At 62.2% G+C, this 22,575-nt stretch carries 14 protein-coding genes; 4 read left to right on the forward strand and 10 right to left on the reverse strand.

The features are described 5' to 3' along the window. Positions 1 to 39 precede the first annotated feature (39 nt). Both J2R99_RS16205 and J2R99_RS16210 read right to left on the reverse strand, forming a co-directional pair. A complete protein-coding gene (locus J2R99_RS16205; protein ID WP_307155414.1) occupies positions 40 to 2,328 on the reverse strand; it encodes a putative bifunctional diguanylate cyclase/phosphodiesterase in 2,289 nt (762 codons plus the stop codon). 60 nt (positions 2,329 to 2,388) lie between these two features. Continuing rightward, positions 2,389 to 3,504: an anhydro-N-acetylmuramic acid kinase gene (locus tag J2R99_RS16210; RefSeq protein ID WP_307155415.1), complete on the reverse strand. Its 1,116-nt coding sequence runs from the start codon at positions 3,502 to 3,504 to the stop codon at positions 2,389 to 2,391. Positions 3,505 to 3,572: 68 nt separating this feature from the next. Between J2R99_RS16210 and tyrS the strand changes: the two genes are divergently transcribed. Further along, positions 3,573 to 4,835, forward strand: coding sequence for a tyrosine--tRNA ligase (gene tyrS / locus J2R99_RS16215; RefSeq protein ID WP_307155416.1), 1,263 nt, complete (start codon positions 3,573 to 3,575; stop codon positions 4,833 to 4,835). Positions 4,836 to 4,872: 37 nt separating this feature from the next. Here the strand turns inward: tyrS and J2R99_RS16220 are convergent, their stop codons facing one another. After that, positions 4,873 to 8,124, reverse strand: a complete 3,252-nt coding sequence (locus tag J2R99_RS16220) for a YhdP family protein (protein WP_307155417.1) — start codon at positions 8,122 to 8,124, stop codon at positions 4,873 to 4,875. A 197-nt stretch (positions 8,125 to 8,321) separates the two neighbouring features. On the opposite strand from J2R99_RS16220, the gene bcp reads away from it, so the two are divergent. Next, positions 8,322 to 8,798 carry a thioredoxin-dependent thiol peroxidase gene (gene bcp, locus J2R99_RS16225; RefSeq protein ID WP_307155418.1) on the forward strand — a complete coding sequence of 159 codons (477 nt, stop codon included), beginning with the start codon at positions 8,322 to 8,324 and terminating at the stop codon, positions 8,796 to 8,798. A gap of 100 nt (positions 8,799 to 8,898) precedes the next feature. Then, positions 8,899 to 10,251: a M23 family metallopeptidase gene (locus tag J2R99_RS16230; RefSeq protein ID WP_307155747.1), complete on the forward strand. Its 1,353-nt coding sequence runs from the start codon at positions 8,899 to 8,901 to the stop codon at positions 10,249 to 10,251. A gap of 72 nt (positions 10,252 to 10,323) precedes the next feature. On the opposite strand, the gene prfB is transcribed toward J2R99_RS16230, so the two are convergent. The 3 genes from prfB to J2R99_RS16245 all read right to left on the reverse strand — a co-directional run bounded on the left by prfB (position 10,324) and on the right by J2R99_RS16245 (position 15,328). Next, positions 10,324 to 11,449 (reverse strand): peptide chain release factor 2 gene (gene prfB, locus J2R99_RS16235; RefSeq protein ID WP_307155419.1). Its coding sequence is split into 2 segments (ribosomal slippage): positions 10,324 to 11,379 and positions 11,381 to 11,449, totalling 1,125 coding nucleotides; the frame shifts between segments, so codons are not numbered across the junction. An 86-nt stretch (positions 11,450 to 11,535) separates the two neighbouring features. Then, complete coding sequence (locus tag J2R99_RS16240; protein ID WP_307155420.1) at positions 11,536 to 13,965, reverse strand: penicillin-binding protein 1A; 2,430 nt, start codon at positions 13,963 to 13,965, stop codon at positions 11,536 to 11,538. Between the two features lie 148 nt (positions 13,966 to 14,113). Continuing rightward, the gene (locus tag J2R99_RS16245) at positions 14,114 to 15,328 is read right to left on the reverse strand and encodes an N-acetylmuramoyl-L-alanine amidase (RefSeq protein WP_307155421.1); all 1,215 of its coding nucleotides are present in this window, start codon (positions 15,326 to 15,328) and stop codon (positions 14,114 to 14,116) included. A 476-nt stretch (positions 15,329 to 15,804) separates the two neighbouring features. Between J2R99_RS16245 and J2R99_RS16250 the strand changes: the two genes are divergently transcribed. Further along, positions 15,805 to 18,468, forward strand: coding sequence for an Rne/Rng family ribonuclease (locus J2R99_RS16250; protein ID WP_307155422.1), 2,664 nt, complete (start codon positions 15,805 to 15,807; stop codon positions 18,466 to 18,468). 84 nt (positions 18,469 to 18,552) lie between these two features. On the opposite strand, the gene argC is transcribed toward J2R99_RS16250, so the two are convergent. The 4 genes from argC to J2R99_RS16270 form a co-directional block, all read right to left on the reverse strand. Next, the gene (gene argC / locus J2R99_RS16255) at positions 18,553 to 19,605 is read right to left on the reverse strand and encodes an N-acetyl-gamma-glutamyl-phosphate reductase (protein WP_307155423.1); all 1,053 of its coding nucleotides are present in this window, start codon (positions 19,603 to 19,605) and stop codon (positions 18,553 to 18,555) included. A gap of 76 nt (positions 19,606 to 19,681) precedes the next feature. After that, positions 19,682 to 19,945 (reverse strand): hypothetical protein, encoded by a 264-nt coding sequence (locus J2R99_RS16260; RefSeq protein WP_307155424.1) that lies wholly within the window; start codon positions 19,943 to 19,945, stop codon positions 19,682 to 19,684. Between the two features lie 20 nt (positions 19,946 to 19,965). Continuing rightward, on the reverse strand, positions 19,966 to 21,204 hold the full coding sequence (locus tag J2R99_RS16265; RefSeq protein ID WP_307155425.1) for a geranylgeranyl diphosphate reductase: 1,239 nt from the start codon (positions 21,202 to 21,204) through the stop codon (positions 19,966 to 19,968). A gap of 2 nt (positions 21,205 to 21,206) precedes the next feature. Then, positions 21,207 to 22,574 (reverse strand): BCD family MFS transporter, encoded by a 1,368-nt coding sequence (locus tag J2R99_RS16270; RefSeq protein WP_307155426.1) that lies wholly within the window; start codon positions 22,572 to 22,574, stop codon positions 21,207 to 21,209. Position 22,575: the final 1 nt, after the last annotated feature.

Below are 22,575 nucleotides of genomic sequence, written 5' to 3' on the forward strand. Positions count from 1 at the left end.
GAAACACGGCCGACGGGACAACCTTGTTTCTACCAGCTCTTAGGCCGCGTTCCGGCTCTTCCGCACCTCTTCTTCGGGCGCGTGCTCGTTCGGCGCTTGCGCCTCGCTCTTCGTCGCATCGTGACGGTTTTGAGCGGCACGTGTGCCCACGCGAATATCCTTGGCGATCACCGTCGCGACCTCATCCTTCGGAACCGGCCAGCCAAACAGAAAGCCTTGAACGTTGCGGCAGTCATTGGCGACGAGGAAGTGCGCCTGCTGGGCGCTTTCCACGCCCTCAGCCGTCACCTTCAGGTCAAGCGAGATGCCGAGCCTGATGATGGAGCGCAGAAGCTTCTCCACCTGCCCGCCGACGCCCACACCATGCACGAAAGAGCGATCGATCTTGATGCCGTCGAAGGAGAAGCGCCAAAGATAGCTCAGGCTGGAATAGCCGGTGCCAAAATCGTCCATGATGAGGGCGACCCCCATCTTCTTGATCTCGCGAAGCTGCGACAGCACACGATTGGACGTCTCCAAAAGCAGACCTTCGGTGATCTCCACCTCAAGCCGGTCCGCCTTGAGCGCGGTCTGCTTCAATGTCTTGGCGATCAGGCGCGGCAGGTTGCCTTTCTTGAACTGCGCCGGAGAGAGGTTCACGGCCAGAGTCAAATGCTCCGGCCAAAGGCTTGCCGCACGGCATGATTCCTTCAATATCCACTCGCCGATCGGCTCAATGAGGCCGGTCTCTTCCGCGACCGGAATGAACTCCGTCGGAGAGACGACACCGCGCTCGGGGTGTTTCAGCCGCAAGAGCGCCTCAAAGCCCGTAAGGCGCCGCGTCACCAGATCGTATTGAGGCTGGAAATAGAGGACGAACCACTTCTCTCGGAAAGCCTTGCGGAGGATCGCCTGCATTTCCAGGCGTCCCTGCATCGATGTGGTCAGCTCCGTCGTAAAGACGGAAATATCGTTGCGTCCCCCCGCCTTAACCTTGTTCAAGGCGAGGTCTGCATTCTTCAGGAGCTCGTTGGCGTTTTCGCCATGTTCTGGCGAGACGGCGATGCCGATCGACGCGCTTGCGACGACTTCCGTGTTCTCCGTTTCTCCGATCTTGTAGACGCCGTTGAGAGCGGACCCGATGCGTCTGGCATGGATTTCTGCGTATTTGGTGCCACCGGCCTCGAGCTGAATGATGGCGAATTCGTCGCCACCGAGCCGCGCCAGATATTGGGGCTTCTCCACGACATCGCGCAATCGCTCTGCCACCTGCTTCAGAAACTCATCGCCGGCGGCATGACCATGCGTGTCGTTGATTTCCTTGAAGCGGTCGATGTCGATGTAGTGGAGGGCGAGATGATGACCTTCGTCGCTTTGACGCCGGATCTCGATTTCCAGCGTCCTTAGAAATTCGTCGCGATTGCTGAGACCGGTCAGCGTATCGTGGCCACTGACATATGTGAGTTCCTCATAGACCTCGCGCTTCTGGCGCGTGCGCAGGAGCAGACTGACCGCAGGGATCGTGAAGGCAACGAGCGCCAGCACCAGGATTGTCCCAAGGATCCCGGTCAGCCACTGCCAGAAACCCGCCTCGTCGGCGCTGTGATCGAGATAGACTGCGATCGCCCCGCCGGTCTCTCCGTTGGCATCCTGGATCGGCACCAGGGTGCGGCTGTAATAGGAAGGCTCGCGGCCCTCCTCAGCACGACGGTCCTGCCAACTCAGTGCTCCCTGCCCTGCCGCAATGAGCGCCCGGGCTTCATCGCGACCGACAGGCGCAATCTCCGCAGCGCCCTTCAGATCGCTCAGCTCGCGGACGCGTTCGCCCGCCCGGTTGAACACCTCGATGCGGAAAACATCCGGCATCGCCAGAATCGTCTTGAGGGCGACGTCTTCCTCCGCGGAGATGCTGCCATCTCCGCCTTGCAGACCGGCTTCTTCAAGCCGGCCCGCCGCAAAGGTCGCGCGCTCGAGCGCCTCCGATCGCACATATTTCGAATAGAGTTCGTCGGCCGAATAATAGACGACACCGGCGGTCAGTGCTGCCGTGACGAGCCCGACGAAGGTGACGAAGACCGCGACCGTCCGGTCGCCCGCGATCGAGCCACGTCGGCTGGAGGCAGAGCGAGCCACGTTCTTCTGCCGTTTTGCAGCTTTGGTCTTCTTCTCCTTGGCGGGGGAAGCCTTCTTGATTGCCTCGCGGCCGGCTTCGATCACCTGTGGCGTCGTTGCAGGCGCGGTTTCGCGGCCTGATGTCTCTTCGAGGGGCTGTGTTGCCGCGACCTTTCGGCCGTCTTTTCTCGCCTTGCCTCGGAACATGTCCGCGAAGGAGGCCGCTATTTTACGCATGAACTCGGACCCGATACCTTCTTCGGAGCTTGACCTTGATCCGAAAGGCTTGATTCGAGGTTAATTGTTGCGGTTCGGACGACTCCAGCGGCCCCCGGGCAAGGGCCGCGGAGCGCCCGTCGTCCCGGGGAATGTGAGCGGCAAGCCTTCCTTCACCCTGAGCGCAAGATATGCGAAAGCCTGCGCCTCGATCGCATCTCCGTCGAGGCCCACATCCTCCGCCGCGACGACCTCGGCCGGAGCTAGCTCCGACGAAAGCAGCATCATCAAGCCTCGGTTCAGCCGACCGCCTCCGCAAACGACAACAAAATCCGGGACTTGCGGCAGAAGATGAAAACCTCGATTCAACGCGGACGCCGTGAAGGCGGCAAGCGTGGCAGCGGCATCCTGGTCGCCAAGCCCGGTGACATCAGCCGCGGCAAAGGCGTCTCTATCGAGAGATTTGGGGGCCGGCCGGGCAAAGAACGGATGCGCGAGCCACCTCTCGACGCGCGCGACGTCCGGATGCCCGCTCATCGTGATTTCTCCGTCGGCATCGAAGGCCAGTCCTCGGCGCGCCGACAGAAGATCGTCGATCAGCGCATTGCCCGGTCCGGTGTCGAGCGCGATCAACGTGTCGCCCTCGCCGACATAGGTCACATTGGCGACCCCGCCGATATTGACGAAGGCGATCGGCAATCCGCGGCCAAGGCGCTGGGCAAGTGCACGATGATAAACCGGGACGAGAGGCGCACCCTCGCCACCTGCAGCCACATCTGCTGTTCGGAAGTCCCAGGCAATTGGAACGCCAAGCGAATCGGCGAGCGCCTGACCGTCGCCGAGTTGGAGCGTGATGCCGCGTTCGGGCGCATGGAAGACGGTCTGCCCGTGAAATCCGACGCAGGCGATGTCTTCAAGCCGCAACGCGTGATCGCTCACAAAGCGACGGAGGGCAGCCTCATGCGCTTTGGTGACAGCAGCCTCCGCCTCCTCGATGATCGGCTCGCCTCGCACGGCGCCGCCCTTTGCGGCCGTCATCGCGCGCCTCAGCAAAGCCCGGTGCGCATCGTCGAGAGGATAAGTCGCGGCAGGGCCGATATCGCCCACGCTTTCGCCGTCGCTTTCAAGCAGCGCGACATCGACCCCGTCCATCGAGGTGCCGCTGATCACGCCCAAAGTGCTACGAAATTTTGTCACGCCCTTCGCGCTCCGTGAATTCAGGTGCTAAGGGAGCACCCGATATCATTCCTGCAACTAACGAACCCATGACCACGTTTCGATCCGATTTCCTCAACACGCTCCAAGCACGGGGCTTCATCCATCAAATCTCCGACCCGGAAGGGCTCGACAGCCTTTTGTCGAAGGAGATGGTGAGCGCGTATATCGGCTTCGACTGCACGGCACGGAGCCTCCATGCCGGCAGCCTCGTGCAGATCATGATGCTTTATTGGCTGCAGCAGACAGGGCATCGCCCGATCGCGCTGATGGGCGGAGGCACAACCCGGATCGGCGATCCGTCCGGGCGCGATGAAAGCCGCAAAATCCTCTCCGATGCCGAGATCGAAGCCAACAAACAGGGCATCCGACGCGCCTTCGACCCGCTTCTGCATTTTGGCGAGACCGGCAACGACGCCATCATGCCGGACAATGCCGACTGGCTTTTGAAGCTCAACTACATCGATGTTCTGCGCGATGTCGGGCGGCATTTCTCCGTCAACCAGATGATTCAGCGCGATTCCGTGCGTCTCAGGCTGGAGCGTGAACAGCACCTCTCCTTGCTGGAGTTCAACTACATGGTGCTGCAGGCCTACGATTACGTCGAGCTTCACCGCCGTTATGGCGCGCGCCTTCAGATGGGCGGCTCCGACCAATGGGGCAATATCGTTTCCGGCGTCGATCTTGGACGCCGCATGGAACAGGTGGAAATGTTTGCCCTCACCACCCCGCTTCTGACGACCGCGACCGGCGCCAAGATGGGCAAAACCGCGGAGGGCGCTGTCTGGCTCAACCCCGACATGCTGTCGGCGTACGAGTATTGGCAGTTCTGGCGCAACTCCGCCGATGCCGATGTCGGTCGCTTCTTAAAGCTTTTCACAATCCTTCCCCTCGACGAGATCGAACGCCTGGCAGCCTTGCAAGGCGAAGAGATCAACGAGGCGAAGAAGATCCTCGCCACGGAAGCCACAGCCCTCCTCCATGGTCGGAACGCGGCGAACGATGCCGAAGAAACAGCACGGCGCACCTTCGAAGCCGGTCAGACGGGTGATGCTTTGCCGAGCGTCGAAGTGGATCGCAGTGAGCTCGAGGCTGGGATCGGCGTGCTTTCCGCCTTCGTGCGCGCTGGCCTTGCCACATCCAATGGTGAGGTGCGGCGGCTCATCCGCAGCGGAGGCATCAAGGTCAACGACGCACCTGTCAGCGATGAACGTGCCCAGATCGGCCTTTCCGATCTGTCCGAGGACGGCGCCGTGAAGCTTTCCAGCGGCCGCAAGAAGCATGCTCTGCTGCGCATGGGTGGGGCGGCGTAGCCGCCCTTCGCCCCGCTGAGGCCGCGGCTCGACGGCCTCAGCGGTATTCGAAGATCTTGCGGAAGATGCCGGGAGCGATTGCCGACATCAGGTTCATCTTGAGAGATGGATTGTCGAGGTTGCCGAAGAGTTTGAAGGTCACGCCGACCAGGCCCTCGTTCTGACCTCCGCCGAGGATTTGGCCGAAGATCGGAATCGTACCCGCCATATTGTTGATACCGAAAGCCGGGATGAAGGTCCCGCTTAAGGCGATCTTCTCATCCGTGACATTGATGGTCCCGCTGGCGGTCGCTCCCAGCATGGGCCCGCGCAGATAGGCTTCATCGATCGCGATAACTCCCTTCTCCATGCGGAAGGGGACGCGGAGTTTGGTGAAGGTCATGTTGGAGGTGTCGACCTCCTCGGTGATCTGCTCGCGCGCCCGTTGCGACCCCGGTTGGTCGCGCTTGCGCGTTGCCGGACGCACGGCTTCGGCGAGTGCGGCCTCTTCCACAACGCGGAAATCCCGCAACCATGCCTCTCCGGAGACGCTGTCGCCACCTGACGGACCGCGCATGACGAGAGTGAGAAGCCCATCGCGGACACGTGCATAAAGATCGACAAACCGCAGGACCGCCCCACCATCGGCCGCATCCAGCACCTGCTCCCGCAGCTTCGAGTTCTCGGTGATGCGCCAGTTGAATGCGCCACCGGCAGCTTCCCCGAGGACGCCCGAAAGGTTCAGCCCGTGGAGGCGACCGCCTGCGATCTCTGCAGCGCCCTTGATGCCGAAAGCCGTGACATCGTTTTCACCCTTCACCCGATCAAGCGCGATATCGAGATGTATCGGCGCCATGCCCGCCACCGCGCCCTTCTTGGCGCTTTTCAGTGACCGGATGAGACCTCGCGCATCGAGCTGTGACCCGCTCACGCTGATGCGCGTATCACCGCCTGTGACGTTTGCCTTCACAGCGAAATCATCGCCTGGCCGCAGCGCCACATCGTAAAGATCGAGACTGTCGAGCTTTCCGTCCGAAGTGAGCTTCAACGATCCCGACGCGTGAAACCCCTCGCCTTTCAGCGAAAGTCCCTCGACGGCACGACCCGACGTGCTCGTCTTCACGCGGAACTCGGCACTGGCAGCGACACCCGCTCCCTTCTCCCAGGAAATTGGAGCCAAACGTACCCGCGCCTTCGTCAGATCGAGACTGATGAGCTGGGTTCCGTCATCCTCCGCCGATATGGACGCGATCACGGGTCCGGAAAGATAGTCCTCCAGATCGATGCCAAGGCGATCTCGCGCCGCCTTGTCCAGTACGAGTGCGACATCGGTATCGGACTTGCCAGTCCCCCCCCCCGTCATGTCGATGTTCGCCTCAATTCCGTCGAGGCGAGCCTTGCCCGCAACCCGATAGGCGTCGGGAACACCACTCAACGTCAAGTCAGCATCTGCGACGGAGTGGCCTTCGATCTGCGCCTTGCTCGAAAAACCGCGCAAGACGAGCTCGAATTTCGGCTCCACCGAGAGAAGCGAAGCCTCTTTCTTCAAAGGCACCGCCGCAACGAGCGAAAGCTCGGCCTCACCCGACAAGTCGTCTGGGGAAATGCCTTTCGACTTAGCCACGTCTAGCGGACCAGTATTGGAAAGCGCGGCAAGAGCGCCCGCCGGACCAATGAGGCGCAGGGTGAGGTCGCCGACGGCGTCCTTGCCTCCGAGGTCGGGAATAACGAGCAATGACCCAGCGGCTGAGAGCGCCGGATAGTTCGGCACCGCGACATCGGCTGAATCCAACGCAATCGTCGCCGTGGCGTCAGCCAGCCTTACAGAGCCTTTCGCATTGACGAAATCCGGCAGATCGGGAGCGGGCGTGAAACGCCCAGAATGAAACGGCACATCTCCGGACAAGCCATACTTCGGCAGAACCTTGTCCTTGCCCTCGGGACCGATGTGATCGGGCGGCAATGCTACCTGCAACTCAACGGGTCCAACGACGCCCTCTTTGAGATTGTCCTGAAGCCAATGGAGCACGCCTGGCGCCAGGAATCCCGGCCAGAGCGCCACGAAGAGCGAACTCGGCATCTCGCTGATGGATACGGCCAAGGCGAGGCCCGGAGAGGCGCCGTCGGGATGCCAGCCACCAACGACGCTGATGTTGCCGGCAGGATTGGCGACCGAGAAACGATCGATCGAGACGCTGCCGCGAGCCGGATCGAATGTGACGTCGAATTCGCCCCGCACCTGTTCGCGCACACCGCCCGGGGCAAAGACCACGCCGGAGGGCATTCGCGCACGTACCTCCACCGGTTCGTCGACATCGTTGAGATCGAGCGCCACGGCCAGCCCAAACAGGCCGGCAGAACTTGCTACATAGGCCCGCTTGAAGAGTATCTCGTCGCCTTTGGGCGGCAACGTAAAGGCAAAGCGCGCATCGTTCAGATAGAAGGAGCTATCGTCGTCGATCGTGACGGGCCCCGGCGTCAGTCCGATCTCGCCCAGAAGCTGCACGTCATCAACACCGGCCTTAAAGCGGGCATGAAGCTGCAAGCGACCGGCATAGCTTTGTTGCGTCTGCGGATTCGCCAATGTTGGAACGAGCGTCGCAAGCGGGAGATCGTCGAGATTGAGCTCCACGATGTCGGCGCCGCTCTCGCGCGTGCGCTCTACGGTCAATGACCAGAAAGCCCCAGCCGCAGACGCCTGGAGCCACAGTTTGCTGCGCTCCTCTCCAAGCGGCTGCCAGGTGAAATCGGAAATCTGGCCGGTCAAAGGTGGAAGATCGGAACGCGGCAATTCGAGCTTGATGTTCTCGACCTCGAAATCCTCGAATCCGAGCTTGCGCAAGGTGACGTCCGCTTCGACGACGCCTTCGGCGAAGGAGCGCGCGAACTGGCGGATCAATTCGGCGCGTGGCTGCGCCTGTGCGGCACTTTCCGGCAATTGCAGGGACACTTCCACTTGCGAGATCCGCACATGCCGCGGCTTGATCCAGGTCTCGCGCCAGTCGCGCAGCGACGAGGAAACGGCCATCGTCTTCGCCTTGATGTGCAAGGCGGGGCCGAAGCTGAAGTCGACGTCTCCCGCTTCAAGCACGAGGCCGCTGCCAGCTTCCCAGTACGCACGGATGCTGCCAAGCTCGACCTGGGCTCCGGGCGGGACACGGTCTTCGAGCCTCGCCTCGAGACGGTCCCGCAGCCAAGTCGGACCGAAGCCCTCACCGGTCAGGCTGTAAACGAGGCTGCCCGCGACCAGAACCAACAGACTGAGCACCACAAGCAGGGATAGAAAAGCGGCGCGAAGGATCCGACGCATGGCACGACGCGTGGCTCGCGGAGCGTCCTCACCCGGCTTTTCGGTCGTTGACTTGGGTTCCTGCGACAGCATTTTCTTCCGAATCGGATCTCGCTCTTCCCAAGGTAGCTGCCAACGATAGACAACTTGGCGAGCGCAGGCACGAAATCGCACCCTAAAGTTCACCTGATTTCCAAACACGTCGAAAGGATGACGAGATGGCGAAGGCCCCCGATGTCGGCGATCCGGCCCCGGACTTCACTCTTCCAACCGATGGAGGCGGCGAATTCTCGCTCGCCGCGCATCGCGGCGAGCCGGTCGTGATCTACTTTTATCCGAAGGACAACACGCCCGGTTGCACCAAAGAGGCGATCTCCTTCAGCTCCGAAATCGAGGCGTTTCGCTCCGCCGGCATTTCTGTCGTCGGGATTTCTCCCGATAGCGCAGCGAGCCACGACAAGTTCAAGACGAAGCACGACCTCTCCGTCACCCTCGTTTCCGATGAAGATACGAAGGTTTGCGAGGCCTATGGCGTGTGGGCAGAAAAATCCATGTACGGCCGCCGCTTTATGGGTGTCGAGCGTTCGACCTTTCTGATCGACCGCGACGGCGTGATCGCGCGCGTCTGGCGCAAGGTGAAAGTCCCCGGTCATGTCGCGGACGTTTTGGAAGCCGCACGGATGATGGCGACCTGAGAAGGATATCGGCGCATCAATCGCTCAGGCGGAAACGCGATATTAACCATGGGCTGCGAGGGTCTTTACCTCCTCTCAACCATACCGCGCCTTCGTGCTCATGGTCCCCTTCTCAAGTTCCCAGCCTTCTTCCAAACGCCGAAAAGAACCGCCGCGCGTCATCATCTCCCGGCGCGGGCGACTCACATCCTACACGCTTCGGCCCTGGCTCTTCGGGTCGATCGCCAGCGTCTTCGTCCTGTTCGGGACAGGCTATATCGGCGGAACCGCCTACCTCTTTTATCGGGACGGCCTCCTCGATGCGGCCGTCGCCCGTCAGGCGGAGCTGCAACATGTCTATGAAGACCGGATTGCGCGGCTGAGAGGCGAAATCGACAAAGTCACCAGCAAGCATCTCGTCGAGACGCAATCGATGGAGGAGCAATTGGCGACCTTGCTCGACCGTCAGGAGGCGATCTTCCGTCGCCAGTCGCTCCTCGACGACGTGATGCAAAGGGCCGAGGCAGCCGGCATCAGCATTGCCGAAACACGCATGACGACGCCGAGGCCGCGACCCGAGCGACCGTTCAAGCAATTGGCGGCCGCACCAGAAGACCGTTCGGATCCAGAGGAAAGCCAAGCGCTCGGCTATGCCGAGGACGGACGCTCGCGGGCAGACATCATCACCGGGAGCATTTTCGCTCACCCGGGGGAGGCTGAGGTCAAACCGGCGGCGGCCAAAACGAGCGCTCTCGAGAGCGACAAGCTGCGCCCGCTCCTCAAATCGATGGATGGAGCGTTGCGAGACAGCTTCGCAACGCAACTGGATGCCGCAGCGGTTCTCTCAGCCGCGTCTTACGCCGAAACCGAACGCCTCGAGACGACGCTCAACGATCTCGGCTTTTCGAACCTCGTTCCGAGGAAGAGAGCCTCCACGGGCGATGACGCTACAGGCGGACCTTTCGTGCCCGTCGACGGCGACGCGGCCTTGCGCGGCCTCGCCTTCGTGGAAACCATCGACGGGATCGATTCCACTCTCGCCAATGTGCGGGATATGCGCCGCAAGCTCGCGTCTTTGCCTCTCGGACGCCCCATCATCGCGCCACGGTCTTCCGGCTTCGGCTATCGCACGGACCCGTTTTTGAAGCGGCCGGCCTTGCATACAGGAATCGACTTCCGTGCCGTGAGCGGGTCGCCGGTTCGCGCCACGGCTCCGGGCGAAGTCGTCGAAGCCGGATGGAACGGCGGTTATGGCAAGATGATCGAGATCCGCCACGCTCACGGCGTCAGCACGCGCTATGGACATCTGTCGCGCATCGACGTGAAGGTCGGCGACAAGATCACCACCGGCGAAGTCATCGGACGCGTCGGCTCGACCGGGCGCTCCACGGGCCCGCACCTTCACTACGAAACAAGGCGCGACGGCCGGCCGGAAGACCCGACGCCGTTCTTGAAAACCGAGCGCTTCAGCTAAGGGCGCAAAGCCCATCCCTCACCTGAATTCTGCATTCTTGAGAGGGATGGTGCCGCGCAGACGGAAAAGCGGCTATTCGGCCGCTTCCTCAGTGTTGTCAGTGCTGCCCACGCGCTGGGCGAGAGCCGCTTCCATGAAGCCGTCCAGATCCCCGTCGAGAACCTCCGACGGCGTCGTGTGCTCCACGGATGTGCGCAGGTCTTTGACCAGCTGGTAAGGCTGCAGCACATACGAGCGGATCTGATGACCCCAGCCGATTTCGGACTTGGCTTCGTGGGCCTCTTGGATCGATTCCTCGCGCTTCTTCAGCTCCATCTCATAGAGCCTCGACTTCAACGCCTTCATGGCGTTGGCGCGATTCTGGTGCTGCGACTTCTCCGATGACGTGACCACGATGCCTGTCGGCAAGTGCGTAATACGCACGGCCGAATCGGTCGTGTTGACGTGCTGTCCGCCTGCACCCGAGGAACGGTAGGTGTCGATGCGGATATCCTTGTCCTGGATCTCGATCTCGATGTTGTCGTCGACAACCGGATAGACCCAGACGGAGGAGAACGACGTATGCCGGCGAGCCTGGCTGTCGAAGGGCGAAATCCGGACGAGACGGTGAACGCCCGATTCGGTCTTCAGCCAACCATAGGCATTCTCGCCTTTGAGCAGGAGGGTAGCTGACTTGATGCCGGCTTCTTCGCCGTCGGTCTGCGAGATGAGTTCGACGGAGAATTTTCGACGCTCGCCCCAGCGCGTATACATGCGCAAGAGCATTGAGGCCCAGTCCTGGCTCTCCGTACCGCCCGCGCCGGCGTGGACTTCGAGATAGGCATCGCTCGCATCGGCTTCGCCTGAAAGCAGCGCTTCGACCTGCCGCCTCTGCACGTCCTTATGCAGAGCCACGAGGGACTTCTCGGCCTCGGCAATGACGGTCTCGTCGTCTTCCTCCTCGGCAAGCTCGATCAGCTCGATGCTGTCGGCGATGCTCGCTTCGATCTCACGGACGCCGGAAATGGCCGTCTCCAGCCGCTGGCGCTCGCGCATCACCTTCTGAGCTTCCTGCGGGTCATCCCACAGCGTCGGGTCTTCGACACGTTCGTTCAGCTTGGCGAGACGTTTCTGAGAGACATCCCAGTCAAAGATGCCTCCTTATCAGGGTCAGCGCCTCCCTGATCTCGTCAACGAGGTTTTCGATTTCGGCGCGCATCTTGTCCTCATGCAAATGTACCGACGGCGGCGCCCCAGGGGAGCGCCGCCTGATGAAAGAGTGAGGCGTAACGCTTTTGCGTCGGCCTAGTAAAGGCCGCCGGTTCCGGTGCTGATCGCCCTGTCGGCCTCAGGCGTCACGGTCAAAGGCTGACCGGAGGAATCCTGGTAGCCGATGATGGAGTAGCTGGAGGGAGGCGCCGTACCCGGCTTGAAGGCTTCCATGATGACCTTCTCCCCTTCGGCACCACTGGCGCGCAGGCCGGTGCGGGCATCGATCGGGATGAGCTGGATGCCCGGCGGCACCTGGAAGGGCTTGGCCGGCTCGTCGGCAAGCGCCACTTTCATGAAATCTGCAAAGATCGGCGCCGCAAGGACACCGCCCGTCGAGCCCCGACCCATCGGCTTTGGCTGGTCGTAGCCGATGAAGACACCGACGACGAGGTCGGGCGAGAAGCCGATGAACCAGGCATCCTTCTCCTCGTTCGTCGTTCCGGTCTTGCCGGCGATCGGCTTGCCGACGACCTTGACGCGGCTACCTGTGCCCCGCTGGACGACGCCCTCCATCATCGAGGTGATCTGGTAGGCCGTCATCGGATCAAGGATCTGTTCGCGCTGGTCGATCAGCTCCGGCTCGGCCTGTCCGTGCCAGTCCTGCGCTTCGCAGCCAATGCACTCCCGCTGATCATGCTGATAAATGGTCTTGCCGTAGCGGTCCTGAATCCGGTCGATCAAGGTGGCGTTGATCTTACGCCCGCCATTGGCGATCGTGCCATAGGCCGTCACGAGCCGCAGAACGGTGGTTTCGCCGGCACCCAACGCCATCGGCAGATAAGGCTTCAGGTCGTCATAGATGCCGAAGCGTTCCGCATATTCCGCGACCAACGGCATGCCCATATCCTGAGCCAGGCGCACGGTCATGACGTTGCGCGAATGCTCGATGCCGATGCGCAGCGTCGAGGGCCCATAATACTTGTTGGAGTAATTCTGCGGCCGCCAGATCTTGTCACCGGCCTTGATCTCGATCGGGGCGTCCATGACCACCGAAGACGGCGTGTAGCCATTGTCGAGAGCCGTCGCGTAGACGAACGGCTTGAAGGACGAGCCCGGCTGGCGATAGGCCTGTGTCGCGCGGTTGAATTTGCTCTGGTCGAAGGAAAAGCCGCCCACCAATGCACGGACGCGGCCCGTATAGGGATCCATGGCGACCATGGCGCCCTGGATCTTCGGCGCCTGTCGGAGCTTGTAGATGCCCTTCTTATCGGCATCCTCTTCGACGAAGATGACGTCTCCGGCGCTCAAAACATCGCCCGCCGATTTGACGCTGCGCTTCGCCCATTTCATGTTCGAGACAGGCAGGACGCCGGTTTCGCGCTCATCGGAGAGTTTTCCCGAGATGAGCCGCTTCGGCTTCAGACCGATATCGGCCTCACCGTCACCCGTCGCCAACACGACGGCGAGATGCCATTCTGGAACGTCGGAGAGGCCGTCCACCTCCCCCAGCTTCTTGCCCCAATCGCCGGCGATGTCGATGCGGTCGACCGGACCGCGATAACCGCGCTTTTCGTCAAAGGCGATCAGACCCTTCTGCAGCGTCTTGCGGGCAAGCGCCTGAAGCTGAGGGTCGAGGGTGGTGCGCACAGACAGTCCGCCCTCATAGAGCTTTTCGCTGCCGTACATATCGATCAGACGGCGGCGCACCTCTTCAGCGAAATATTCGGACGCGAAAAGATACTGCCCGCGCGGACGCGGATTGACGTCAAGCGGCTCGGTCTTTGCCTTCTGTGCATCCTCGGCACGGATGTAGCCGTTCTCCAGCATCTGATCGATCACCCAATTGCGGCGATCGACGGCACGCTCGGTATCGCGGAACGGATTGTAGTTCTCAGGCGCCTTCGGCAGAGCAGCGAGATAGGCCGCCTCCGCCAGTGTCAGCTCATTCACGGATTTGTCGAAATAATTGAGCGACGCGGCTGCGATGCCATAAGAGCCGAGGCCGAGATAGATCTCGTTGAGATAGAGCTCGAGGATGCGGTCCTTGGAATAGGCCTGCTCGATGCGAAGCGACAGAAGCGCTTCCTTGATCTTGCGCTCGTAGGTGCGCTCGTTCGTGAGTAGAAAATTCTTTGCCACCTGCTGGGTGATGGTGGAGGCACCCTGCAGTTTGCCCGAGCCGCTGTTCCTGAGATTGGAGACGACGGCGCGAAGGATACCTTCCACGTCGATCCCAGGATGGTTGTAGAAATTCTTGTCCTCGGCAGACAGATAGGCCGCCTTGACCAGGTCCGGCACGGCCTGAATCGGCAGATAGAGCCGCCGCTGGCGCGCATATTCGGCAACAAGCTGGCCGTCGTCAGCATGGATGCGCGTCATCACCGGCGGCTCGTATTTGGCAAGCACGTCGTAATCTGGAAGATCCTGATTGTAGCGATGCAGCAGGAAGCCGGCCACAGCCGCCACGCACAGCGCCAGAAGCGCGCCGATGCCGAACAAATAGCCGATTAATCGCAAGAACATGAAGGGGCTGCCCCACCTATTCGGAAAAGCCGATATTGCTAAAGATCGGCTTCATCCAGTTTTGTGATGAAACTGAGGCGGTTCCCGGCGGCACCGCCCCGGCGCTGGCTCTGTCGCCAATAAGCCACACGCTTTCTCGTGATCTTCCTCAGCGCCGGGCGACGCCCGGCAAGGCGAGATACTTCTCCACGGCGCTGGCCACAGCCTCGCTCGTGCGCTCTCGCCATTCATCCGACTGAAAAAGCTTCTCGTCCACATTATTGGAAAGATAGCCGAGTTCCAAGAGCACCGAGGGCACGTCCGGCGCCTTGAGAACACGAAAGGATGCGCCGCGGCGAGGCTTTTTGTTGAGGACCATCTCCGCGCCAAGATCCTTCACCAGGTCGGCGGCAAAACGCATCGAGAGGTTGCGGGTCTCACGCCTCGCCAGATCGAAGAGGATCGTCGCAACCTCGTCCGGCTGATCTTCGATGGCGAGGCCCGCCAGAATGTCGGCCCGATTCTCGCGCGCTGCGAGACGTGCCGCAAGCACGTCGGACGCTTCTTCTGAAAGCGTGTAGACGGTGGCTCCACGCACGTAATCCTGCGGCACGGTATCGGCATGGACGGAAATGAAAAGCGCCGCCCCCTCGCGTCTGGCGAAAGCAACGCGCTTGCCAAGGGACAGGAAGACGTCGTCGTCGCGCGTGAGGATCGGGATCGTCTTGCCGCGCTCGATCAGGACCTCGCGCAACGCCTTCGCAAAGCCGAGCGTGATGTCCTTTTCCAAAAGCCCATCTGAGCTGATCGCACCGGAGTCGATGCCGCCGTGGCCGGGATCGATGACGACGACCGGTCGGCTGTCGGCTGCGTCGGGCCGATCGATCGGGATCTCGTGCGCCTCGGACGACACGCCGGCCTCCCCCTCTTGAAGCGAGGCGAGCGCCGGCGTGGGTTCGCTGATCGGCGCAGCCTCCTCCAGAAAAGCTTCCGCCGTGGAGGGAACCATGTCGAGGACGAGGCGAGCCGGCTGTTCGGCAACCTCCGGCATCAGATAGGATTTTTCCACCGCAACCGGACCCGTCAGGTCGAGGACCACGCGACCACGCGAGGCCGCGATCTGGCCGAAGCGGTAATCGCTGACGAGACCAACCGCCTTGGCCTTGGAAGCCGGCGCGACAAATTCCGTATCGGGAAGATCGACAACAAGCCGATAGGGAGCGCGTAACCGCAAGATGTGAAAGCGGGGTTCCCCTTCCACGTCGAGCACCATACGCGTGCGTTCACTATCTCCAACAACACGGATGTCGGAAACCTTCGCGGCAAGGGCCGGAGAAGCTGCAAGCCAAGGCAAGACGAGCAGCATGAGGGCGAAGCGGACCATGCCCACCTTCTTCAGTTCTTAGAAAACGCCTCGCTTCTCTCTAAAGGATGTGGCAAGGCAAAGGCGAGCGAATGTGGTTTTCACGTCTCCACGTCGCAACGTTCTCTTGAATCGAACGAAGCTCGTTTATAAGAGAGAGAATGACGGATTCTTCTCCGGCTGTCATCGGGTGCGGCGTTGTAAAGATCAACGCCCTTCAACCGACTTTACGGAGGCGAAGACGGACCAGCCGGACGCACCGCTGGTCTCTGGCGGCATGAGCCGCAACGACTTGGAAAGGCAGCCCATGGGTGACCGCGCCCGCAACGCTCAGCAGCTGATGGTTCTGCCGCAAAGGCAGAACGCGCAGCAGCCGATGCTTCCGCGGCGACACGCGCTGGCGCCTGTTCTCCCCTTATTCACATTTGGCCCCGGCCGCGCGCCACGAGCAACTGGCGCGCCTGACGCATATCCGGCCCGGGGCGGAGTCACACACTATGTCGAACAAGATGCTCATCGACGCGGCCCACCCGGAAGAGACCCGGGTCGTGGTGCTGCGCGGCGACAAGGTTGAAGAATTTGATTTTGAATCAGCGGAAAGAAGACAACTTCGAGGCAACATCTATCTGGCGAAGGTAACGCGGGTCGAGCCGTCGCTGCAGGCTGCCTTCGTCGATTATGGCGGCAACCGGCACGGCTTCCTCGCCTTCTCGGAGATCCATCCCGACTATTACCAGATCCCGTTCGCCGACAGGCAGGCGCTTCTCGATGCGGAAGAATCCGACCGCGAGGAGGATTCCGATAATCATGGCGGCGACAGCCAGAGCGACGACGCCCCCGCCAAGGCGGAAAAATCGTCCGACGACGATGTGGACGACAACGGCGACGACAGCAACGGCGACGATAACGACGCCGACCATGCCGTCGAAAGCGTCGGCGCAGAAGATGCGATGGAGGAGGTGCCGGAGCGGCGGCGCCAACGCGCCAAGCAGTACAAGATCCAGGAAGTCATCAAGCGCCGCCAGGTCCTGCTGGTGCAGGTGGTCAAAGAGGAGCGCGGCAACAAAGGCGCTGCGCTGACGACGTACCTGTCGCTTGCAGGCCGCTACTCTGTCCTGATGCCGAATACCGGCCGTGGCGGCGGTATTTCCCGCAAGATTACGGATCCGGCCGACCGCAAGCGCCTGAAAAGCATTGCGGCGGGGCTTGAGGTGCCGTCAGGCATGGGCGTCATCCTCCGCACAGCGGGCGCTTCAAGAACCAAGACGGAGATCAAGCGCGATTTCGAATACCTCCTCAGATTGTGGGAGAACGTTCGCGATCTGACGCTGAAATCGGCGGCACCGACCCTCGTTTACGAGGAAGGCAGTCTCGTCAAACGCTCCATCCGCGATCTCTATTCGCGCGAGATCGACCAGGTCATGGTGGCCGGCGAAGAAGCCTATCGCGAGGCGAAGGACTTCATGCGCATGCTCATGCCGAGCCATGCGAAGAATGTTCAGCCCTACCGCGATGCGGCTCCGATCTTTTCGCGCCATTCGGTGGAGCGTCAGCTCGAAGCGATGTTTCTGCCGCAGGTCACCCTGCGCTCCGGAGGCTACATCGTCATCAATCAGACCGAGGCGCTCGTCGCCATCGACGTCAATTCGGGCCGTTCGACGCGCGAGCATTCGATCGAGGACACCGCGGTTCGAACGAACCTCGAAGCCGCCGAAGAGGTTGCGCGCCAATTGCGGCTGCGCGATCTCGCAGGCCTCATCGTCATCGACTTCATCGACATGGAGGAGAAGCGCAACAACCGGGCGGTCGAACGCAAGCTGAAGGATTGCCTTCGCTTCGACCGGGCGCGTATCCAGCTCGGGCGCATCTCGCATTTCGGTCTGATGGAGATGTCGCGGCAGCGTCTCAGGACCGGCGTCTTGGAGAGTTCGACGGCGCTCTGCCATGCCTGCCACGGAACCGGTCAGGTTCGCTCCGTCGCGTCGCTCGCGCTTCAGCTCCTTCGTATGCTGGAAGAGCACCTCATTCAGGACCGCAGCCGCAATCTCGAAGTGTCGACGCGGCCGGATGTTGCACTTTACGTGCTCAACCAGAAGCGCACGCATCTCGCTGACCTCGAACGCCGCTTTGCTGTTTCGATCACGGTGGCCGGGGATGCTCCTGATGCGGCCTCGGGCTTCACCATCGATCGGGCCGACCTCTCCGAAGAGGAGCCGCCCCACTCGACGGCTGTTGCGATGCTCGACGTCTCGGATCTCGATGAACCAGCTCCGGTTGAAGCTGAGGACGAGAGCGAAGTGACTTCGGATGACGACAGCGAGGATGGCGGCCGCCGTGGAGGCCGCCGGCGCAAGCGTCGTCGCCCGAAAGGCGATAAAGCCGAAAACGAACGCTCGGAAACGGAGGCCGCCACCTCGGAGGCCGCCGCTGCCAATGACGGCGAAACCCGACGGGACGAGAGCTCAGAGGACGACGACGGCGACGAGACGAAGCCCAAGAAGCGGCGCCGCGGCCGGCGGGGCGGACGGCGGCGCGGTCGCAATCGCGACGAGCAGCAGGATGCAAACGCAGCGAACGGCGACAATACGCAAGATCGCGGTTCGCGTTCCGATGACGACGATGGCGACGATGGCGACGACGATCGCGCAGATGCGCGTTGGTCCGACACTGAAGAGCAAAACGACGTAGCGAGCCCCTCAGAGACTTCGGAAGCCCCGTCGGCGGAGGAGACCTCTCCGACCGTCGAAGCGACGCAGGAAACTGCGACAGCCGAGGCTTCCAAGGAGACATCGGAGGAGCAGCATTCGCTCCCAGTCGCATCAGAACAGCAGGTCGGCACGGGCGTGGCGAGTGAGGCGGAGGCGGAACCTGTCACAGGTGACGACACCGCCGAAGGCGCTGTCGAAGAAGACGAAAACCGTTCCAGCTACGAAGAAGCCAAGGACGAGAACGCCGATCGCGTTGCTGAAGCGGCGATGCCCGCCGAACCAGAGGCAACAGAAAGCGGCGCTAGGGCGAGCGACATGCCAGAAGAGCGGCAACCAGACGAGACCGCTTCGGCACAGGCCGACGTTGCCGAAAAGGCCGAGGACACCGAGCCGAAGGACGATCCGAACCGACCCAAGCGCGTCGGCTGGTGGCAGCGACGCTCGTTCCTCTAGACGTTGGCGATCGGTCGTTGACCTAAAAAGAGAGCCCGGCCGGGAGACCCGGACGGGCTCTTTTCATGTCGCCCAAGAAGGCTTTTAAGGAAACAGCGCCAACTGCAGGAGGCCTTCGCCCTCTTCGAGGCCGAACGCGACATTCATGTTCTGCAGGGCCTGGCCGGCGGAGCCTTTGACGAGATTGTCGATTGCGGCAATGACCAGAGCGCGCCCGGGAATGCGGTCGGGGAAAACACCGATCTGCACGTAATTCGAGCCGCGGACGTTCTGCGTCTGGGGAATGCCCCCTTCCGGCAGGACATGCACGAACGGCTCCGGCGCGTAATCCTCCACGAGCCGCTGGCGAAGGTCGTTGGCCGAGACACCTTCGGCAAGGCGCACATAACAGGTGACGAGTTCGCCCCGGCTCATCGGGATGAGATGCGGCGTGAAATTCACCGTGACCGGCATTCCCGCGGCAACGCCGATTTCCTGTTCGATCTCCGGCGCGTGGCGATGCTTGCCGACGGAGTAGGGTGACAGCCCCTCGCCCGCCTCGGCAAAAAGCGTGTTCTGCTTGAGACCGCGGCCGGCACCGGTCACGCCCGATTTCGCATCGATGATGAGATCGCTTGCATCGATCATGCCCTGGCGCACGAGCGGCAGAAGCGCCATCAGCACGGCGGTCGGATAGCAGCCCGGACAGGCGATCAGCCGGGCATCCTTGATCAGGGCACGGTAATGCTCGGTCAGGCCATAAACCGCCTCTTCCTGAAGCTCCGGCGCACGATGCTCGTGGCCATACCACTCAGCATAGACGGACGCGTCCCGGAGACGGAAATCGGCCGACATATCGATGATGCGCGCTTTTGGATTGGCGCTCAAAACAGCCGCGGTAATCTCCTGCGTCGTTCCGTGTGGGAGCCCGCAGAAAACGGCATCAAGCTCGCTCCAATCGACCTCTTCCCAGGCTTTGAGACGCGGCAAATCGAGGATCGCGAGGTGCGGAAACACCGCCCCCATCTCCTTGTCCGCATGGGTGTTGGCGGTCAGCGCAACGATCTCGACATGCGGGTGGCGCGCCGCGAGACGCACCAGATCGGCGCCGGTGTAGCCGGAGGCGCCAAGGACGCCGATGCGAATCTTATCGTGCATATCAGAACCTCGCTTCAAGGCGCCGGCTTTAGCCGTCAGGCCGAGGCGAAGTCAACGAAGGCCGATTCAGGTCCGCTCACCGCCAGCGGCGAACGAGATCGCCGAGATGGGCAAGACCCGCGAGTGCAAGGAAGAAAGCGACCGCCTGCCAGCCCGCATCCACCAGTGCGGCACGCAACGCCAAAATCAGCGTCGCGCCGGCCGCAAGATTGATGAGGAGATCGAGTGGGCGAACGCCATGGCCGGTCCGCCGATAGAAATAGACAAGTCCGATAGCCTCAACGACCACCAGAAGAAGGATGAAGTCGGCAACCCGACCGCTCTCGATGAGCCCGGCCATAAGCGCGGCTCCGACGACGATCAGGAGACGCGGCGACGAGGACCGATCTTGCCCGCCTCGTCCGGTTGCACGAGGCCAAGGAGATGCGCCACATCTTTGAAGAAGACGCGCAGATGCGCTCCCGGACGCGCACGCACCAACTTCTTGTTCATATAGGCCTCCCAGGTGAGCCGCTGCACGTCCGGATCGGCGCACATGGACACGAAGCGCTCGCGCCGCTTGTCGTTCTTGTACCAGAAATACTGCATGATCCCGAGGATCCAGAAGACCCGGCCATGCTCCTTCATGAAGCGCTTACGTGCACCTGCGAGCGCCTTCGCGTCGTTGGTGCGCAGGAACTCTTCCACCGCCTCGCCGGCGAAGCGGCCGCAGACCATGGCGTAATAAATGCCCTCGCCGGAAGCCGGCGCCACGACGCCGGCGGCATCGCCCGCCAAAAGCACATCCTGGTCGTTGTCCCACTTCCGGCGGGGCTTCAGCGGGATCGGCGCACCTTCCTTGCGGATCGTCTCGGCCGCGTCGAGGCCCGTGATACCGCGCAAATCAGCGACAGCGTTGCGCAGCGAAAAGCCCTTATTGGCGCTGCCGGTGCCGATGCTCGTGGTGTCACCATGAGGGAAAACCCAGGAGTAAAAATCCGGCGACATGCGGCCATTGTAATAGACGTCGCAGCGCTTTGGATCGAAATGCGCCGCGCCGTTTTGGGGCGAACGCACGATCTCATGATAGGCGAAGACGTAAGGCACCCGGCCCGCCCGCGGCACCGCCTCGCGCGCGACGGCGGAATTCGCTCCGTCCGCGCCGATCACGGCGCGTGCCCGCACGACATCCAGCGACGCGTCGCGTCCTCCGTCTTTCGGCCGGTAATGGATGCGGGCCACCCCGTCGGTATCACGGTCGAAGGCTTCAAACGTGCCGGCACAGCGCTCCGCGCCAGCCTCAGCCGCACGCTGACGTAGCCATTCGTCGAAATGCTCGCGGTCGACCATGCCGACGAAGCCGCCCTCGATCGGCATGTTCACCCGGCGATCCGTCGGAGAGACGATCTCCGCGGAGGAGACCTGCGCGACGAGCATCGAGGTCGGAATGTTGAAATCGCGCAGAAGGCGTGGCGGGACCGCGCCACCGCACGGTTTGATGCGGCCCTGCCTGTCGAGCAGCAGAACCGAATGCCCCTTGGAGGCAAGATCGGTCGCAGCCGTCGCGCCAGCCGGGCCACCACCGACGACGACCACATCGTATGTTTTGCTCTCAGGCATGATTACCGTCCCCCTAAACCGGCGAGCGTCTCCTCGCCCACGGCCGTCACATCCAGCGGTGCCGAGATCACCTCGCCCGCGCGATCGACCCGATATGCAAGCCAGGCCGAAATCACAAAGAACACGCCTTCGATCGCAAAAACCATGGCATAGGCCGGCACCGGCGAAGCGAAGATCGTGCGTGTCGTATCAATGGCCACAGTGCCCAGGAATCCGCCAAGGCCGAAAGCCACACCCTGCGCGGCACCCCACAGGCCCATGCGCACACCTTCGCGGCGCTCACGCCCGGCACCCGCCAGGCCCATCATCGACGCGATGGCGGCAACAGCGAAGGCGCCGTTTGCCGCACCCAGAAAGAAGACCGAGCCCCTGATCGGCCAGTCGGGGCCCCAGAAGCCTGCCGTGACCAGCCCGAAGAGCGCCAGGGCGGAGGCGAAGCAGCCTCCGATGGTCCAGCTTTTCATGGTGCCGATGCGGCGGCCGAGCACGTTGCTCCCGAGCGCGCCAACGAGCAGCATGCCGACGAGAACTCCACTGTGCTGGACGCCGGCGAGCTTCGTCGATTCGCCCGGCGTCATTCCAAAGACCGTTCCCGCGAAAGGCTCAAGAACGAGGTCCTGGGCGCTATACGCGAGCATCGAAACGAAGATGAAGATGGTGAAGCGACGCGCAGTCGTCTCGCTCCACACCTCTTTCAGCGCCTGACGGAAGGCGGGCTTTTCCTCCCCCCCGTCCCTGCCCGCGGGATGCGCATCATCGGGCCTGGCAACGCGCTTTTCGACGCCGAAGACGGCCACGAGGGTCACCAGGAAGGCAGCGAGAGAAACCCCACCCGTCACGGCGACGAGCCGCTGCGGAGAAAACGGGTCAAGGAAATGGCCGGCCGACGTCGCCGTCACCACAAAACCAACGATCATCATGCCCCAGACGAGGGTCGCCGCCGCCGCGCGACGGCCGGGATCGACCTTCGCTGCGAGCAAGGCCAGAAGCGAGGTGCCGGCCGCACCGACGCCAATGCCGATCGCAAAGAAGCTTATGACGGCCAGCGCGATTCCGCCGGCGAGATTGACGGTCATCCAGGCTGTTGCGACCGCAGCCAGGAAGCCGCCGCCCCCGAGGACGGCCATACCGCCGACGATCCAGGGCGTTCTGCGGGCGGTGATGTCCGAACCATAGCCCCAACGCGGGCGCAGCATCTGCACCGCGTAATGGATGCCGACGAGAGCGCCGGGCAAAGTGGCCGGGAGCGCAAGCTCCACAACCATCACCCGGTTCAAGGTCGACGTCGTCAGGACAACGATAGCCCCGAGCGCTGCCTGCACCAGTCCGAGACGGACGATGCTGACCCAGCCCAGCGTGGCTGCCTGCATA

The sequence above is a fragment of the Rhodopseudomonas julia genome (genome assembly GCF_030813515.1).
In the GTDB taxonomy this organism is placed as follows: domain Bacteria; phylum Pseudomonadota; class Alphaproteobacteria; order Rhizobiales; family Afifellaceae; genus Afifella; species Afifella julia.